Origin of the sequence: Bradyrhizobium sp. 61 (genome assembly GCF_023073075.1) — a bacterium.
Classification (GTDB): domain Bacteria; phylum Pseudomonadota; class Alphaproteobacteria; order Rhizobiales; family Xanthobacteraceae; genus Bradyrhizobium; species Bradyrhizobium barranii.
Window position 1 is genome coordinate 17,209 of sequence record NZ_JADPIU010000110.1, and the last position, 15,272, is coordinate 32,480.

Genomic DNA, 15,272 nt, shown 5'->3' on the forward strand with positions numbered 1-15,272 from the left:
TTCCGCAAAAGCCGGGCGAAAGACATTCCATTGCGGATCGACCGATGACCGACGCTGGCGCCCCTCCCAACCCCGACAGCGCCGGCCAGGCCAGCACGCCCTACCGGGTGCTGGCGCGCAAATACCGGCCCTCCAGCTTCGACGACCTGATCGGCCAGGAGGCCGTGGTCCGCACCGTCTCGAACGCGTTCGAGACCGGGCGCATTCCGCAGGCCTGGATCCTCACCGGCGTCCGCGGCGTCGGCAAGACGACCACCGCGCGTATTCTGGCCCGTGCGCTCAACTACGAGATGCCGGACGGATCGGTGAAGGGCCCGACCATCCACATGCCGACCCTCGGCGTGCATTGCCAGGCGATCATGGAAAGCCGGCACATGGACGTGCTGGAGATGGACGCCGCCTCGCACACCGGCGTCGACGACGTCCGCCAGATCAATGACAGCGTGCGCTACGCGCCGGCCAGCGCCCGCTACAAGGTCTACATCATCGACGAAGTCCACATGCTGTCGACGGCGGCGTTCAACGCCTTCCTGAAGACGCTGGAGGAACCGCCGGAGCACGCCAAGTTCGTGTTCGCGACCACCGAGATCCGCAAGGTTCCGGTGACCGTGCTGTCGCGCTGCCAGCGTTTTGACCTGCGCCGGGTCGAGGCCGACGTGCTGATGAAGCACCTCGCCAATATCGCGGCGAAGGAGAACGTCGAGATCGAGCCCGAGGCGCTCGGCATCATCGCGCGCGCCGCGGAAGGCTCGGTGCGCGACTCTCTGTCGCTGCTCGACCAGGCGATCGCGCACGCGGCAGGCACCGTGAAGGCGGATGCGGTCAGGCAGATGCTGGGCCTCGCCGACCGCACCCGCGTCATCGACCTGTTCGATTCGCTGGCGCGCGGCGACATCGCTGCCGCTTTCAAGGAGTTCCGCGACCAGTACGACGTCGGCGCCGATCCGATCGTCGTGCTGTCCGACCTTGCCGAGTTCGTCAATTTCGTCACCCGCGTGAAGATCGTGCCGGCGACCGCCGACAACGTCGCCTATGGCGAGACCGAGCGCGTGCGCGCGCGGGATTTCGCCTCGAAGATCTCGATGCGCGTGCTGTCGCGGATGTGGCAGATGCTGCTCAAGGGCATCACCGAGGTGCAGGCCGCGACGCGCCCGGCAGCGGCCGCCGAGATGGTGCTGGTGCGCATCGCCTATGTCGCCGACCTGCCGACGCCGGACGAAGCGATCAAGATGCTGGAGCAGAACGGCGGCGGCTCGCCGGTCGTGGGCGGCGGAAGCGCCGCGCGCAGCGGCGCGCCGGGTGCGCCGGTGGCCTCCGCGGCGCCGGTTGCTTCGGCTGCACCCATGCGCGCGCCGACCTCGTCACCGTCCGGGTTCGGCGGCGGCGCAGCCCGGCCGCAGATGGCGGCGCCTGCGCCGGATCCGCAAGGGGCCGCGCCCCAGCTGCGCATCACGAGCTTCACCCAGCTCGTCGCGGTCGCCGGGCAGAAGCGCGATCTCATGACCAAGGCTGCGCTCGAAGGCGACATGCGTCTCGTTCGTTTCGAGGAGGGCCGGCTGGAAGTCGCGCTCGAGCCCAACGCCTCCAAGACCATGATCTCCGAGCTCGCGCGAAAATTCGAGCTCTGGACCGGCCGGCGCTGGACCGTGATCGTCTCCAACGAGCAGGGCCAGCCGACGCTGCGTTCGCTGAACCAGGCGGCGAAGCAGGAACATGCGCGCTCCGCCGAAGCCGATCCGCGCGTGCAGGAGGTGCTGTCGCGTTTTCCCGGTGCGAAGGTCGTCGAGGTCCGCAGGCTTGCCCCCGAGGCGCCGGAAACCAATATGAATGCGGACTATGGCAGTGACGATCCGCCCGATGGTTCCGACGGCGACGATCTCTAGAGCATGATCCGGACCCGAAGGGCCGCGTAGCGCAAAGTGTGAAGCGGCTTTCCGATTAGATCAGGCTCAAACCAAAAGTTAAGGCGCGATGACGAGTCATCGCGCCAACCAAGGACAGCAACGATGGTCGATATTTTCGGCATGATGAAGCAGGCGCAGCAGCTGCAATCCAAGATGCAGGAGATGCAGGATCAGCTCTCCAACGTCGAGGTCGAGGGCATTTCCGGCGGCGGTCTCGTCGCCGTGCGCATGACCGCGAAGATGGACGTGAAGGGCATCAAGATCGATCCCTCGCTGATGAAGCCGGAAGAGCGCGAGGTGCTCGAGGACCTGCTCGTCACCGCCCTCGGCGAAGCCCGCCGCAAGGCCGAGACGGCCGTGCAGGAGAAGATGCAGGCGCTCACGGGCGGGCTCAGCCTGCCGCCGGGTATGTTCGGCCAATAAGATGGGTTCGGTTGCAGGTCCCGAAATCGAGCGGTTGGTCCAGCTCCTCGCACGGCTGCCGGGCTTGGGCCCGCGCTCCGCGCGGCGTGCGGCGCTGCATCTGATCAAGAAGCGCGAAGCGCTGATGATGCCGCTGACTTCGGCCTTGCAGGTCGCGCTCGACATGGTCCAGGTCTGCAAGACCTGCGGCAACATCGACACGCAAAATCCCTGCACGGTCTGCACCGATCCGAAACGCGATCCCGCCATCATCGTCGTCGTCGCCGATGTCGCCGACCTATGGGCGCTGGAGCGGGCCAATGCGACCCAAGGGCGCTATCACGTGCTGGGCGCGACATTGTCGCCGCTCGACGGCGTCGGCCCGCAGGATCTCACCATCGACGCGCTGGTGGCGCGTGCGCATGCTGCCGAGGTGCACGAAATCATCTTGGCGCTGAACGCGACGGTCGACGGCCAGACCACGGCGCATTACATCACCGACCTGCTTCAGGACGCCAACGTAAAAGTAACCCGGCTGGCCCATGGTGTGCCGGTCGGTGGCGAGCTTGATTATCTCGACGAAGGTACGCTCTCGGCCGCGATGCGGCAGCGGACCTTGTTCTAGCCATCCAGACTTACGGAACGGACGACATGACGAAACTTTTCGCCACACGATCGGCTTTGGTCGCGACGATGATGCTGCTGGCGACCCCGGCCATCTCCGCGCAGCAGGACGACGGGGCGCCGCCGCCGCCGAAGCCCGGCAAGCCAATCAGTGCCGGCGAGGTGCTCTCGGGCGAATTGAACGCAATGAAGGTTCGCGACATCAAGAACGCCGGCAAGCGGATTGCGATGTACCAGATCACCTCGGAGCCGCGTCGACTGCCGGCGCCGAACGGGCTGTGCAATCTCGAGACCGGCCCTGAGACGTTCCAACTCGTCACCTCCAGCGACGCGCAGGCCACGCAGCTGAAATCGTTCGTCGGCAAGGCGATCTCGGTCAAGGTCGACGAAGTCGCCTGCGCCAGCGATCCCGGCCAGATGAGCGAAGCCGTGATCACGAAGTGGAGCTTGATCAAGAAGCAGTAGGGACTGAGTGCGAATCGCGACGCCCTCTCCACGGTTCCAGTGTCATCGCCCGCGAAGGCGGGCGATCCAGTATTCCAGAGACAGTAGTGATACCTCGATAGGCCGCGGCGTACTGGATGCCCCGCCGTCGCGGGGCATGACAGTGGTGGCTAAACCCTCACCGGCCCCAGCGTTTCAAAATGCCCGCGCTTCTGCAGCCAGGCCAGCAGCACAAGGCTCGGGATCGCCACCAGCACGCAGATCACGAAGAACAGCGGCCAGCCGGTCGTCTCCGCGACATAGCCCGCACTCGCTGACAGATATGTGCGCCCGACTGCGGCGAGCGCGGTGAGCAGCGCGTATTGCGTCGCCGTGTGCAGCGGATTCTGGCACAGCGCGGAGAGATAGGCGACGAAGATCACGGTGCCGATGGCGCTGGTAAAGTTCTCGCAGGTGATGGCAAAGGCCAGCGCCCATTGGCTGGTGCCGACGAAGGCCAGCCAGGAGAAGGAGAGATTGGCGAGCGCCTGCACCACGCCGCCGATCCACAGGCTGGTCGCAAGCGAATAGCGCCGCGCGAGGAAGCCGCCGGCAAAGCCGCCGATCAGCGTTGCCGCGAGGCCGACGCCCTTCACGATCGCCGCATAATCGTTGCGGGAAAAGCCGAGGTCGATCACGAACGGCGCGGTCATCGTGCCGGAGAAGGCATCGGTGAACTTGAACAGCACGACGAAGGCGAGCGCGGCAAGCGCGTCCTTGCGCGACAGGAATTCCGAGAAGGCCCCGATCGCCGCGTGCAGCACGCGCGCGAACGCCGTTTCGGTTTGTGTCGCGGCTTCTGCCCGCACCGATTGCTCGGGCTCGGTCGCGGCCAGCGCGGTGATCGTGCCGATCAGCACCATCGCCGCCATCACCACATAACCCCACATCCAGGCCGACGCGCGAGGAATGCCGGTGCCCTCGAAGCCGGACACGATGAACAGTGCGCCCGCGGTCGAGACCAGCATGCCGATGCGATAGGCCGCGACATAGGAAGCCATTCCGGCGGCCTGCTCGCTCTCCGGCAGGCTCTCGACACGGAAGGCGTCGACCACGATGTCCTGCGTCGAGGACGTCGTCGCGACCAGCAGCGCACCGAGCGCGACGTAGAACGGCGAGCGCGCGGGATCGGTCAGCGCCAGCAGCAGGATCGCGATGATCAGCAATAGTTGCGAGAACAGCAGCCAGCCGCGCCGTCGTCCGAACGCGCGGGTGAACAGCGGCACATGCAGCGCATCCACCAGCGGCGCCCACAGGAATTTCAGCGTGTAGGGCGTGCCTACCAGCGCAAACAGCCCGATGGTCTTGAGATCGACCCCGGCCTCGCGCATCCACACCAGGAGCGTCGAGCCCGACAGTGCCAGCGGCAGCCCGGACGAGAAACCGAGGAACAGCACGATCAGCACCCGCGGTTGCAGGTACACGGCCAGGCCGTCGCGCCAGGAGGTGGGGGCCGTGTCGGGGCTGGCAGGGGAGGTCGCGTCGGGTGCGGTCATGGGGAGGTGTTAGCAGATTCTGGGGGCGCTGCCTCGTCTCCCTCTCCCCGTTCTTACGGGGAGAGGGCGGGGTGAGGGGCCTCTCTCCGCGCGCGAGATCGACGCGAGACCTGTACCCCCTCACCCGGATCGCAAGGGCGATCCGACCTCTCCCCGCAAGCGGGGAGAGGTGAACAACTCACTCCCCCGCCTGGAGCTTCCTCGGGAACAGCTCCGCGGCGCCGGTTGCCACCAGATGCGGTCCCTCCGGCGCGTCGGTCTTGCTGAAATCGAGCTCCTCGATTCTCCCCGCGCGTTTCTCGATCTTGTCGGCGGAGATCAGCACCTGCCGCACGTCCTCGTTCGCGTCGGCAAAATGCTTCTGCAATTTCAGCACGCGGTCGCGCAGGCGGCCCAAATCGTCGCCGAGCTTGATCACCTCGGTGCGGATCTGGTCGGCGGCGTCGCGCATGCGCGCGTCCTTCATGATCTGCTGCATCACCTGGATCGCGAGCATCAGCAGCGAAGGCGACACCAGCACGACGCGGGCGCGATAGGCCTTCTGGATCACGTCGTCGAAACCGTCATGGATCTCGGCGTAGACCGATTCCGACGGCACGAACATCAGCGCCATCTCCTGGGTCTCGCCGGCGACGAGATATTTGTCGGCGATATCGCTGACATGCTTCATCACGTCGCCGCGCAGCCGCTGCGTGGCGATGCGCTTCTCCTCGTCGGTGCGGGCGTCGTGCAGCGCGGTCATCGCCTCCAGCGGAAATTTTGCGTCGATGCAGAGCGGGCGCTGGTCGGGCAGGAACACCACGCAGTCCGGCCGCTTTCCCGTCGAGAGCGTGAACTGGAACTCGTAGGCGCCCTTCGGCAAGCCGTCCTGGACGATCGCCTCCATCCGCGCCTGGCCGAAGGCACCGCGCGACTGCTTGTTGGCGAGCACGTCGCGCAAGGTCGTCACCTGCGTGGTGAGGTCGGTGAGGTTCTTGTGCGCGTTGTCGATGATGCCGAGCCGCTCGTGCAGGGCGCGCAGGCTCTCCATGGTGTTGCGGGTCGAGTGTTCCATGGATTGGCCGACCCGATGGGTCACCGAATCCAGCCGCTCGTTGACCGCGCGCGCCATGTCGGCCTGGCGGCCGGCCAGCGCCTGGGTCATGGCGTCGGCTCGGCCGGCAGCTTCGCTCTGGGCGTGCAGCACCTGGCTGAGGCGCTCCTCGAGCTCGTCCGCGCGGATGGCATTGGCCATGGCGAGTTCCGCACCGCGCCGTCCCGAGCGCGCGATCACCACCGCGATCACCACCAGCAGGATGACGACGAGGGCGCCGAAGCCGATCAGCGCATCGATCGTGCGGACCGGCCAGTCGCCAGCCAGGAAAATGATCTCGTTCATGGCGGCCCTTGTAGCCGATTCGACACCCTCCGCGAACGAATAGCGAACACTTATGGTTAATAGCCCCCTAATTTTTATGGTTAACGAAACCTGAAGTTTTATGGTTAGCGGAGGGTTAACGGAGTTCCTCGCCGCATTGACCGCATCCGGCATGCGGCTTAAATCGCGGCCATGGCCCTCAGAGAAATCATCATCCTGCCCGACAAGCAGCTGCGCCTGGTCTCCAAGCCGATCGAGAAGGTCACGACGGAGATCCGCAAGCTTGCCGACGACATGTTCGAGACCATGTACGACGCGCCCGGCATCGGGCTCGCGGCGATCCAGATCGCGCAGCCCTTGCGGCTGATCACCATGGACCTCGCCAAGCCTGACCCGGACGGCGAGACAAAGCCGGAGCCGCGTGTCTTCATCAACCCTGAAATCATCGCCTCCTCCGAGGATCTGTCGGTCTACGAGGAAGGCTGCCTCTCGATCCCCGAATATTACGAGGAGGTCGAAAGGCCTGCGAAGGTGCGCGTGCGCTTCACCGACCTCGACGGCAAGGTGCACGAGGAGGACGCCGAAGGCCTCTACGCCACCTGCATCCAGCACGAGATCGACCATCTCAACGGCGTGCTGTTCGTCGACTATCTGTCAAAGCTCAAGCGCGACCGCGTGATCAAGAAGTTCGAGAAAGCCGCCAAGCGCGCGGAGTAAGTCATTTGTAAGCGCTGGTGCTGCCGCGAACTCCCATGCGCTCCCTCCCCCCTTGCGGGGGAGGGCGGGGGAGAGGGGTAGCCCAGGCGGAAGTCTAACCGGGGCGAAGAACTGGTCCGTGCTCATACCGAGAGAGCGCGTCGTGTGGCACCCCTCTCCCTAGCCCTCCCCCGCAAGGGGGGAGGGAACATACCGAGTCCTTGTCATGCCCCTCCGCCTCATCTTCATGGGCACGCCCGATTTCTCCGTGCCGACGCTGCTCGAGCTGGTCTCGCACGGCCACGAGATCGCGGCGGTCTATACGCGCGCGCCCAAGCCCGGCGGACGGCGCGGCCTGCAATTGCAGCCGACCCCGGTCGAGGAGGCCGCGCGAAAGCTCGGCGTTCCCGTGCTGACGCCGAAGTCGCTGAAGACGCCCGAAGCGCTCGACGAGTTTCGCGCCTTCGACGCCGATGCCGCCGTCGTCGTCGCCTACGGCATGATCCTGCCGCAGGCGATCCTCGATGCGCCGAGGCTCGGCTGTTACAATCTGCACGCTTCGCTGCTGCCGCGCTGGCGCGGCGCCGCGCCGATCAACCGCGCGATCATGGAAGGCGATGCCGAGAGCGGCGTCATGGTGATGAAGATGGATGTCGGTCTCGACACCGGTGACGTCGCCATGGCCGAGCGCATCGCGATTCCCGACAACATGACCGCGGTCGATCTGCATGACCGCCTCTCCCGGCTCGGTGCCGATCTGATGGTGCGCGCGATGGCCGCGCTCGCCCGCGGCGGGCTCCAGCTCAAAAAGCAGAGCGAGGATGGCGTCACCTACGCCGCCAAGATCGACAAGGCCGAAGCCCGGATCGACTGGACCAGGCCTGCGCGCGCCGTGCTGCGCCACATCCACGGCCTGTCGCCGTTTCCCGGCGCCTGGGCCGAGCTCGAGAATGCGCGCGTAAAAATCCTGCGCTGCGAGCTGGCGAAGGGCTCCGGTGCACCCGGCGAGGTGCTCGACGACCAGCTCACGATTGCCTGCGGCGAGGGCGCGATCCGCATCCTCGAGCTCCAGCGCGAGGGCAAGGCGCGGATGCAGGCCACGGACTTTTTGCGCGGCGTGCCGGTGAAGCCGCCGATGCGGCTGGCCTGATGCCCCGCTACAAGCTCACCATCGAATATGACGGCGCGCCGTTCTTCGGCTGGCAGGTGCAGGACACGCTGCCTTCCGTGCAGGGCGCGTTAGAGGCGGCGGTGAAGGCGATGACCGGCGCGGATCTGCGGGTGCATGGCGCGGGCCGCACCGACGCCGGCGTACATGCGCGCGGCCAGGTCGCGCATGTCGACATCGAGAAGCAGTTTCCGCCGGGCCGTTTTCGCGACGGATTGAATGCGCATTTGCGCCCGCATCCGGTGGCGGTGCTGGAGGCCGAGATCGTTCCTGACACCTTCGAGGCGCGCTTCTCGGCCGTTAAGCGGCACTACCGCTACCGCGTCGTCAACACCCGCGCCAATCTCGCGCTCGATGTCGGCCACGCCTGGCGCGTGCCGCGCCGGCTCGATGCCGATGCGATGCATGCGGCGGCACAACGCCTGCTTGGCAAGCACGACTTCACGACGTTTCGCGACACCGAGTGCCAGGCCAAGTCGCCGGAGAAGACGCTCGACCAGCTCGACGTGCACCGTGACGGCCGCGAGATCACGATTCTCACCTCGGCGCGCTCGTTCCTGCACAGCCAGGTGCGCTCGATGGTGGGATCGCTGGTCTGGGTCGGCGAGGGCCGCTGGACCGCGGACGATCTCACCGCAGCGCTCGCAGCCCGCAACCGCGCGGCCTGCGGCATCGTCGCGCCGCCTGACGGGCTGTATCTGATGAAAGTGGATTATTGAGGAGGGAGACACGAACGCTCCCACTCCATCATCGGTGTCATGCCCCGGCTTGACCGGGGCATCCAGTACGCCGCGGCCTCTCGGCTCAATCACTGCCGTCTCTGGAATACTGGATCGCCCGGTCAAGCCGGGCGATGACAGCGGAGTAGGAGGCGACGATGGAGTGTAAGGCGGCAACGCCCTACCCAAAATACCTTGTCAGTATCCCCCGATACACCTGCGTCAATCTCTCCAAATCCACCACCGGCACGCGCTCGTCGACCTGGTGCATGGTCTGGCCGACCAGGCCGAACTCGATCACCGGGCAGTAGCTCGAGATGAAGCGCGCGTCCGAAGTGCCGCCTGATGTCGACAGCTCGGGCTTGCGCCCCGTCACCTCTTCGATCGCGGAGACCGCGAGGTCGGTGAACGGGCCCGGCTTGGTCACGAACACGTTCGAGTTCGACGGCTCCCAGACGATGCGGGCCTTGATGCGGTTGCCGCAGGCTTTCGTCAGGCGCATCTCGACCAGCTCGCGCAAGGATGCCTGGGTGTGGTTGTCGTTGTAGCGGATGTTGAATTTTGCGCGGGCCTCGCCGGGGATGACGTTGTTGGCCTTGTTGCCGACGTCTACCGAGGTGAATTCGAGATTGGAGGCCTGGAATTGCGCGCTGCCATGATCGAGCGGCTCGTCGCTGATCGCCACGATCAGCCGCGAGATATCAGGCACCGGATTGGACGCGCGGTGCGGATAGGCGACATGGCCCTGCACGCCGTCGACATAGAGCGTGCCGGATTGCGAGCCACGGCGGCCGACCTTGATGGTGTCGCCGAGCGTCTCGACGTTCGAGGGCTCGCCGAGCACGCAATGGTCGAATTTTTCGCCGCGCTCCGCGGCCCATTTCAGCAGCTTGATGGTGCCGTTGATGGAGACGTCTTCCTCGTCGCCCGTGATCAGGAACGAGATCGAGCCCGTCCCGTCCGCGCGCGGCGTGCCGCCGTTGGCGGCGAGATGCTCGAGCACGGCTGCGACCGAACAGGCGATGCCGCCCTTCATGTCGACCGCGCCGCGGCCGTGCAGAAAGCCGTCCTTCACCTCGCCCGAGAACGCGCCGACGCTCCAGGCGTTCTCGTCGCCGGGTGGCACCACGTCGGTGTGGCCGGCGAAGGTGATGTGCGGGCCTTCAGTGCCGATCCGCGCATAGAGATTGTCGACGTCGGCTGTGCCTGCTTCGCTGAAGGTCACGCGGTGACAAGTGAAGCCGGCAGCGTTGAGGGCTTTCTCAAGCACCCCCAGCGCACCGGCATCGACCGGGGTTACCGAGGGGCAGCGGATGAGATCGCGGGCAATCGAGAGAGCATCGGTCATGCGCCCCGCTTAACATGCATGCTGCCGGGTGGGCTAGCGCTGGGCGGCACCAATTCGAGCTCGCTTTGCTGGTCCCAGCTTTTTGCAGGGGACGAGCCGTCCTCGGTCTTGGCCAATGGATCAGGACCGAACCGGTTATCGCCGACGCTGCCTGATACGATGAACATCTCGACAAACCCCCGCAGCCACAGGATGGACGCGACCAGCCAGAACGGAAGCATCCAGGTGGAGTTCGGCAGCAGGTCCGAGAATTGGTTGTACAGGCCGGGCAGGAAGAAGAACGGAACGAGCCACCAGCCACTCCTGTCGCGATCATGCAGCCGCTTGATCGCCGTCGCGAGATACATCCAGAGGAACAGCGACAAGCCGAACGCCTTCAGGATCAGGTTGGTGCGATCAACGGGCGTCAGCGAGCGATAGGCCCGGGGATCGAAGAGGTCGTCGAGGCCGAAGTCGAAATCGAGTTTCAGGGATAGCTTCAACGCCCCCTCGGCGTTGATGAGGTGGATCACCTGACCGATGATTCCCAGCAAGGCTGCCAGCACCGCGACGATCAGCAGCGCCTGCCACAGCAAAGCGCGGTTGATGCGGCCGTCGAAGCGGAAGAGGTACCAGGTCCAGTCCATGCGAGGGGCTCCGGGCGGTGCGGGCCGCCCGGGAATTGGTCGCGATGGGGAGAAGGAGGGTTCGATACGGTAGCAAACCCGTCATCCTGAGGTGCGAGTGGCGCGATGCAAAGCATCGCGCCGGGAGCCTCGAAGGATGGGCGGCCGGGATGTGGCGGCAGCCGGGCCGTCGCCCTTCGAGGGCCGCCGAACGGGCGGCCACCTCAGGGTGACGGTAAGGGAATGGCGCTGGTGGCGCCGATCAATCCCGCAGCAGCTCGTTGATGCTGGTCTTCGAGCGCGTGCGCTCGTCGACGCGCTTGACGATCACGGCGCAGGCCGTGCTCGGGCCGATCTGGCCGTTCTTCATCGGCTTGCCGGGCAGCGCGCCGGGCACGACCACCGAATATTCCGGCACCTCGCCGATGAAGATCTCGCCGGTCTCGCGGTCGACGATCTTGGTCGAGGCGCCCAGGAACACGCCCATCGCCAGCACGGCACCCTTGCGCACGATCACGCCTTCGGCGACCTCGCTGCGCGCGCCGATGAAGCAATCGTCCTCGATGATCACGGGCTCGGCCTGCAGCGGCTCGAGCACGCCGCCGATGCCGGCGCCGCCGGAGATGTGCACGCGCTTGCCGATCTGCGCGCAGGAGCCGACGGTCGCCCAGGTGTCGACCATGGTGCTCTCATCGACATAAGCGCCGAGGTTGACGAAGGACGGCATCAGCACGACGTTCTTGGCGATGAAGGCCGAGCGGCGCACCACAGAACCCGGCACCGCGCGAAAACCGGCATCGCGAAAACGGTTCTCGCCCCAGCCCTCGAACTTCGAGGGCACCTTGTCCCACCAGGTCGCCTTGCCCGAACCGCCGGGAATGACGCCCATGTCGTTGAGGCGGAAGGACAGCAGCACGGCCTTCTTCAGCCACTGATTGACCTTCCACTTGCCATCGGCCCCGCGCTCGGCGACCCGCGCCTCGCCCTTGTCCAGGATCTCCAGCGCCTGGTCCACGGCCTCGCGCACCTCGCCCTTGGTCGAGGTCGAGATGCCGTCACGCGCGTCGAAGGCGCTGTTGATGGTGGATTCGAGGGCGGACAGGGACATCGGGATTTCCTCTGGGAAATGAGAATTTTGACGGATTGGGGCGCTTTTTCGGGATTTGCCGGGGAGGAGTCAAGGCATACTCCGCCGTCGTCCCGGGCTCGCTTCGCGCCCCGGGACGACGGCGGCTATTTGGGCGACAGCTTGCCCAAAAACCCCGTCAGGTCATCCGTGACGTGGTCGACATGGGGCGCGTCCCGGCCTTCCAGTTCCCAGTCCTCCCGCACCACTTCCTTGGTGCCGTCAGGCACCACCAGCACGGTGGTCATGCCGAGCGCGTGCGGGACGGTGAGGTTGCGGGCGAGGTCCTCGAACATCGCGGCCTTGGTCGGATCGACCGCATGGTCGGCGAGGAATTTTTGATAGGTCAGCGGCGACGGCTTCGGCTCGAACCCGGCGGCGATGATGTCGAACACGCCGTCGAAATGCGAGGCGAGGCCGAGCCGCGCCAGCACGGCATCGACATGGTCGACCGAGCCGTTGGTCAGGATCAGCTTGCGCCCCGACAGTTTTGCGATGGCCTCGCCGAGCGCCGGGTTGGGCTCCAGCGGCGAGTGGTCGATCTTGTGGACGTAGGCGAGGTAGTCGTCGGCGTGCACGCCGTGCAGGGTCATCATGCCGCGCATGGTGGTGCCGAAGCGCTGATAATAATCCTTCTGGATCCTGCGCGCTTCCTCCGGGCCGACGTTCAGCCAGTTGCAGACGAACTCCCCGATCCGCGCGTCGACCTGCTGCCACAGATTGACGTGATGCGGGTAGAGCGTGTTGTCGAGGTCGAACACCCAGGTGTCGACGTGGGCAAAGGTGCGCAAGGAGGTCATATCAAATCTCTATCGGTTGGGTGCAAGCGCCGCCCCACTCTCCGCTGTCGTCCCGGACAAGCGTAAGCGCAGATCCGGGACCCATAACCACAGGGAGGAATCGTTTGCGGGATCGTAGTTACATCGTGCCCAACAACTGCGGCCTGTGGTTATGGGTCCCCGCGTTCGCGGGGACGACAGCGGAGTTTGTGGCGCGGTCTGACCCATCACGGTATCGCAAAGCGGAGCGTCTTGCCGCCGCTCGACATATCCACCACGCCAAAACCCGTCGCCGCGAATCCGCGCGCGCCGCAATCGGCCTGCTCGTTGGTCTCGAACTTGGTCTCGCGCGTGCAGAGCTGTTTGTCGCCGCCCCAGTTCAGCGGCTTGTCCTTCAGCTTGATGACGCGGTTGTCGGGATCGATGGCCTCCGCGAAGCTGAAGATCTGCTTCGGCTGCCCGGTCACATCGGGGTGCAGGCACGTCTTGGGGTCGATGCGATACCAGCCGCGGCTCGTTACGGACTTGCCGTCGTCGGTGGCGACCGCCGCCATCACCTTGTGCGGCGTGTCGTTGCACCAGGTAAGGCCGGTTGCAGAAGGCGTCTGCACCGCATCGACCATGGTCTTGAAGAAGTTCGGCGACGACATGATGTCCGCCGCCAGTCCGCGGCTCTTCAGGAAGGCGGCCAGTGCTGCTTGCGTCTTCGGCCCGTCGACGCCGTCGATCGGCGCTGCGTCGTAGCCCGCGATCACCAGCAGCCGCTGGATGCCGGCGAGGCGCGCCTGCTCGTCGTCATATTCGGAATCCTCGGCGAGATAGGCCGTGAAATTGCCGTCCGCGGCTTGCGTCGGCGTGATCTGGGTGAACGCGGCCTGGGTCTGGCCGCTGCGGCATTGCCGCGCAGCCGCGATGACGAAATTGTCCTGCGCCACGCATAGCATGTCGCTGCCGTTCTGCGGGATCGGCGAGGCGCCGTAAACGCCGAGCGCGCGGGCGTTGAGCAGGATGCGGTCGGCGGAGAGCGTACCCTGCACCACGACGCGGCAGGTGGCGGGATCGATCCTGAACCAACCGCGCGTCGCGGTCGCCGCCTTGTCGTCGATGCCGATCGCGGCCTCGACGACATAGGACATGCGGTTACAGATCTTCAGGTCGGCCAGGGCGGGCGCGGAGGAGAAGAATAACGAGACGGCCGCGGCGGGCAGTGTCATCAGGAAGCGGGTCAGGGTTGAGCGACGATGTCGCCGAGCCCTCAACTCGTCATGCCCGGCCTTGTGCCGGGCATCCACGTTCTTGGCGCGAGACGAAAGGTCGTGGATGGCCGGGACAAGCCCGGCCATGACGGCTTGCTTTGGCCCGCTCATCATCACTTATGGATCAGCGTTCCCGTGCCCGTGTTGGTGAAGAGCTCGAGCAGCACCGCGTGCTGCATCTTGCCGTCGATGATGACGACGCCCTCCACGCCCTGTTCGAGCGCGTAGATGCAGGTCTCGACCTTCGGAATCATGCCGCCGGAAATGGTGCCGTCGGCGATCAGCTTTCGCGCGTCCTTCACCGAAAGCTGCGGGATCAGCTTCTTCGACTTGTCGAGCACGCCAGGCACGTCGGTGAGCAGCAGCAGGCGCTTCGCCTTCAGCGCGCCGGCGACCGCACCGGCAAAGGTGTCGGCGTTGACGTTGAGCGTCTGGCCGTCCTTGGAGGTCGCGAGCGGCGCCAGCACCGGGATCAGCTCGTAGCCGATCAGCTGGTTGAGCAGCGTGAGGTCGACCTTCTCGGGGTCGCCGACGAAGCCGAGATCGATCGCCTTCTCGATGTTCGAACCCGGATCGACGATGGTGCGCGTCGTCTTCGACGCCTTCACCATGTTGGCGTCCTTGCCCGACAGGCCCACGGCCTTGCCGCCGGCTTCGTTGATGTAGCCGACGATCTGCTTGTTGACGGAGCCGGCCAGCACCATCTCGACGATCTCGATGGTCGCGGCATCGGTGATGCGCAGGCCTGCCGCGAACTCCGACTGGATGCCGAGGCGCTTGAGCATGGTCGCGATCTGCGGCCCGCCGCCATGCACCACCACCGGGTTGATCGCGGTCTGCTCGAGCAGCACGATGTCGCGGGCAAAGTTCTTCGCGGTCTCCTCGTCGCCCATGGCATGGCCGCCATATTTGATGACGATGGTTTCCTCGTCATACTGCTGCATGTGCGGCAGCGCTTCGGACAGGATGCGGGCCTGGTCGAGCGGGGAGATGTCGGTCATGAGGCGGATCTCGCTGGCGGGACTGTCGGTGCGCGTTCTATCCGATTGGCGGGCGCGGCGCAAAGTGATGTTCTTCCCCTCTCCCCTTGTGGGCCTGTTGCGTAATTCGTCAATTGTGATTCCCTAGGGCAAAGCCTTGGAGGGTAGCGATGGCGGTCAAGCGGACGGGACAGCCGAGCTTTGTGGAAGCGCTGATGCCGAAGGGGGCCGGCGCCAATGCGGCGCTGGATCGGCTGGCTGGCCTGGTCAAGTGGTACCGGTTCGAGAAGCTGATCGGCCATTTGCGGGATGAAGGGAGCCCCGGTCGA

General features: G+C 65.6%; 15 protein-coding genes and 1 pseudogene. 8 read left to right on the top strand and 8 right to left on the bottom strand.

Going from position 1 to position 15,272, the window contains the following annotated elements; translation table 11 throughout:
• The first annotated feature begins 44 nt into the window (after positions 1-44).
• From IVB46_RS41740 to IVB46_RS41755, 4 genes are all read left to right on the top strand, one after another.
• Positions 45-1,883 carry a DNA polymerase III subunit gamma/tau gene (locus IVB46_RS41740; protein ID WP_247313859.1) on the top strand — a complete coding sequence of 613 codons (1,839 nt, stop codon included), beginning with the start codon at positions 45-47 and terminating at the stop codon, positions 1,881-1,883.
• A gap of 123 nt (positions 1,884-2,006) precedes the next feature.
• Positions 2,007-2,327, top strand: a complete 321-nt coding sequence (locus IVB46_RS41745) for a YbaB/EbfC family nucleoid-associated protein (RefSeq protein ID WP_014491378.1) — start codon at positions 2,007-2,009, stop codon at positions 2,325-2,327.
• A 1-nt stretch (position 2,328) separates the two neighbouring features.
• Positions 2,329-2,931 (top strand): recombination mediator RecR, encoded by a 603-nt coding sequence (recR, locus tag IVB46_RS41750; RefSeq protein ID WP_247313856.1) that lies wholly within the window; start codon positions 2,329-2,331, stop codon positions 2,929-2,931.
• Between the two features lie 26 nt (positions 2,932-2,957).
• Positions 2,958-3,395, top strand: a complete 438-nt coding sequence (locus IVB46_RS41755) for a hypothetical protein (protein ID WP_166348302.1) — start codon at positions 2,958-2,960, stop codon at positions 3,393-3,395.
• A 149-nt stretch (positions 3,396-3,544) separates the two neighbouring features.
• On the opposite strand, the gene IVB46_RS41760 is transcribed toward IVB46_RS41755, so the two are convergent.
• Both IVB46_RS41760 and rmuC read right to left on the bottom strand, forming a co-directional pair.
• Complete coding sequence (locus tag IVB46_RS41760) at positions 3,545-4,909, bottom strand: AmpG family muropeptide MFS transporter (RefSeq protein ID WP_085398513.1); 1,365 nt, start codon at positions 4,907-4,909, stop codon at positions 3,545-3,547.
• Positions 4,910-5,087: 178 nt separating this feature from the next.
• On the bottom strand, positions 5,088-6,287 hold the full coding sequence (gene rmuC / locus IVB46_RS41765) for a DNA recombination protein RmuC (RefSeq protein ID WP_085398512.1): 1,200 nt from the start codon (positions 6,285-6,287) through the stop codon (positions 5,088-5,090).
• A 171-nt stretch (positions 6,288-6,458) separates the two neighbouring features.
• Between rmuC and def the strand changes: the two genes are divergently transcribed.
• The 3 genes from def (at position 6,459) to truA (ending at position 8,849) form a co-directional block, all read left to right on the top strand.
• Positions 6,459-6,983: a peptide deformylase gene (def, locus tag IVB46_RS41770; protein ID WP_063979819.1), complete on the top strand. Its 525-nt coding sequence runs from the start codon at positions 6,459-6,461 to the stop codon at positions 6,981-6,983.
• Positions 6,984-7,188: 205 nt separating this feature from the next.
• On the top strand, positions 7,189-8,112 hold the full coding sequence (gene fmt / locus IVB46_RS41775; RefSeq protein ID WP_247313848.1) for a methionyl-tRNA formyltransferase: 924 nt from the start codon (positions 7,189-7,191) through the stop codon (positions 8,110-8,112).
• Positions 8,112-8,849 carry a tRNA pseudouridine(38-40) synthase TruA gene (truA, locus tag IVB46_RS41780; RefSeq protein WP_247313845.1) on the top strand — a complete coding sequence of 246 codons (738 nt, stop codon included), beginning with the start codon at positions 8,112-8,114 and terminating at the stop codon, positions 8,847-8,849. The genes fmt and truA overlap by 1 nt, the downstream gene beginning before the upstream one ends.
• 181 nt (positions 8,850-9,030) lie before the next feature.
• Here the strand turns inward: truA and dapE are convergent, their stop codons facing one another.
• The 6 genes from dapE to argB all read right to left on the bottom strand — a co-directional run bounded on the left by dapE (position 9,031) and on the right by argB (position 14,964).
• Complete coding sequence (gene dapE, locus IVB46_RS41785; RefSeq protein WP_247313842.1) at positions 9,031-10,197, bottom strand: succinyl-diaminopimelate desuccinylase; 1,167 nt, start codon at positions 10,195-10,197, stop codon at positions 9,031-9,033.
• The gene (locus IVB46_RS41790) at positions 10,194-10,823 is read right to left on the bottom strand and encodes a DUF805 domain-containing protein (RefSeq protein WP_247313839.1); all 630 of its coding nucleotides are present in this window, start codon (positions 10,821-10,823) and stop codon (positions 10,194-10,196) included. The genes dapE and IVB46_RS41790 overlap by 4 nt, the downstream gene beginning before the upstream one ends.
• Positions 10,824-11,064: 241 nt before the next feature.
• Positions 11,065-11,910 (bottom strand): 2,3,4,5-tetrahydropyridine-2,6-dicarboxylate N-succinyltransferase, encoded by an 846-nt coding sequence (dapD, locus tag IVB46_RS41795; RefSeq protein ID WP_063979813.1) that lies wholly within the window; start codon positions 11,908-11,910, stop codon positions 11,065-11,067.
• Positions 11,911-12,035: 125 nt separating this feature from the next.
• Entirely contained in the window at positions 12,036-12,728 is a 693-nt protein-coding gene (locus IVB46_RS41800) for a pyrimidine 5'-nucleotidase (RefSeq protein WP_247313837.1), read from the bottom strand.
• 206 nt (positions 12,729-12,934) lie between these two features.
• Positions 12,935-13,921 (bottom strand): DUF1036 domain-containing protein, encoded by a 987-nt coding sequence (locus tag IVB46_RS41805; protein ID WP_247313919.1) that lies wholly within the window; start codon positions 13,919-13,921, stop codon positions 12,935-12,937.
• 155 nt (positions 13,922-14,076) lie between these two features.
• Complete coding sequence (gene argB, locus IVB46_RS41810; RefSeq protein WP_063979811.1) at positions 14,077-14,964, bottom strand: acetylglutamate kinase; 888 nt, start codon at positions 14,962-14,964, stop codon at positions 14,077-14,079.
• 149 nt (positions 14,965-15,113) lie between these two features.
• Between argB and IVB46_RS41815 the strand changes: the two are divergent.
• Positions 15,114-15,272: pseudogene (locus IVB46_RS41815) on the top strand (IS5/IS1182 family transposase); the annotation flags it as partial.

What these genes read in the sequence shown, in the direction of transcription:
- IVB46_RS41740 (WP_247313859.1), top strand. Translation starts at nt 45, where the DNA reads ATGACCGACGCTGGCGCCCCTCCCAACCCCGACAGCGCCGGCCAGGCC.
- IVB46_RS41745 (WP_014491378.1), top strand. Translation starts at nt 2,007, where the DNA reads ATGGTCGATATTTTCGGCATGATGAAGCAGGCGCAGCAGCTGCAATCC.
- recR (WP_247313856.1), top strand. Translation starts at nt 2,329, where the DNA reads ATGGGTTCGGTTGCAGGTCCCGAAATCGAGCGGTTGGTCCAGCTCCTC.
- IVB46_RS41755 (WP_166348302.1), top strand. Translation starts at nt 2,958, where the DNA reads ATGACGAAACTTTTCGCCACACGATCGGCTTTGGTCGCGACGATGATG.
- IVB46_RS41760 (WP_085398513.1), bottom strand. Translation starts at nt 4,909, where the DNA reads ATGACCGCACCCGACGCGACCTCCCCTGCCAGCCCCGACACGGCCCCC.
- rmuC (WP_085398512.1), bottom strand. Translation starts at nt 6,287, where the DNA reads ATGAACGAGATCATTTTCCTGGCTGGCGACTGGCCGGTCCGCACGATC.
- def (WP_063979819.1), top strand. Translation starts at nt 6,459, where the DNA reads ATGGCCCTCAGAGAAATCATCATCCTGCCCGACAAGCAGCTGCGCCTG.
- fmt (WP_247313848.1), top strand. Translation starts at nt 7,189, where the DNA reads ATGCCCCTCCGCCTCATCTTCATGGGCACGCCCGATTTCTCCGTGCCG.
- truA (WP_247313845.1), top strand. Translation starts at nt 8,112, where the DNA reads ATGCCCCGCTACAAGCTCACCATCGAATATGACGGCGCGCCGTTCTTC.
- dapE (WP_247313842.1), bottom strand. Translation starts at nt 10,197, where the DNA reads ATGACCGATGCTCTCTCGATTGCCCGCGATCTCATCCGCTGCCCCTCG.
- IVB46_RS41790 (WP_247313839.1), bottom strand. Translation starts at nt 10,823, where the DNA reads ATGGACTGGACCTGGTACCTCTTCCGCTTCGACGGCCGCATCAACCGC.
- dapD (WP_063979813.1), bottom strand. Translation starts at nt 11,910, where the DNA reads ATGTCCCTGTCCGCCCTCGAATCCACCATCAACAGCGCCTTCGACGCG.
- IVB46_RS41800 (WP_247313837.1), bottom strand. Translation starts at nt 12,728, where the DNA reads ATGACCTCCTTGCGCACCTTTGCCCACGTCGACACCTGGGTGTTCGAC.
- IVB46_RS41805 (WP_247313919.1), bottom strand. Translation starts at nt 13,921, where the DNA reads ATGACACTGCCCGCCGCGGCCGTCTCGTTATTCTTCTCCTCCGCGCCC.
- argB (WP_063979811.1), bottom strand. Translation starts at nt 14,964, where the DNA reads ATGACCGACATCTCCCCGCTCGACCAGGCCCGCATCCTGTCCGAAGCG.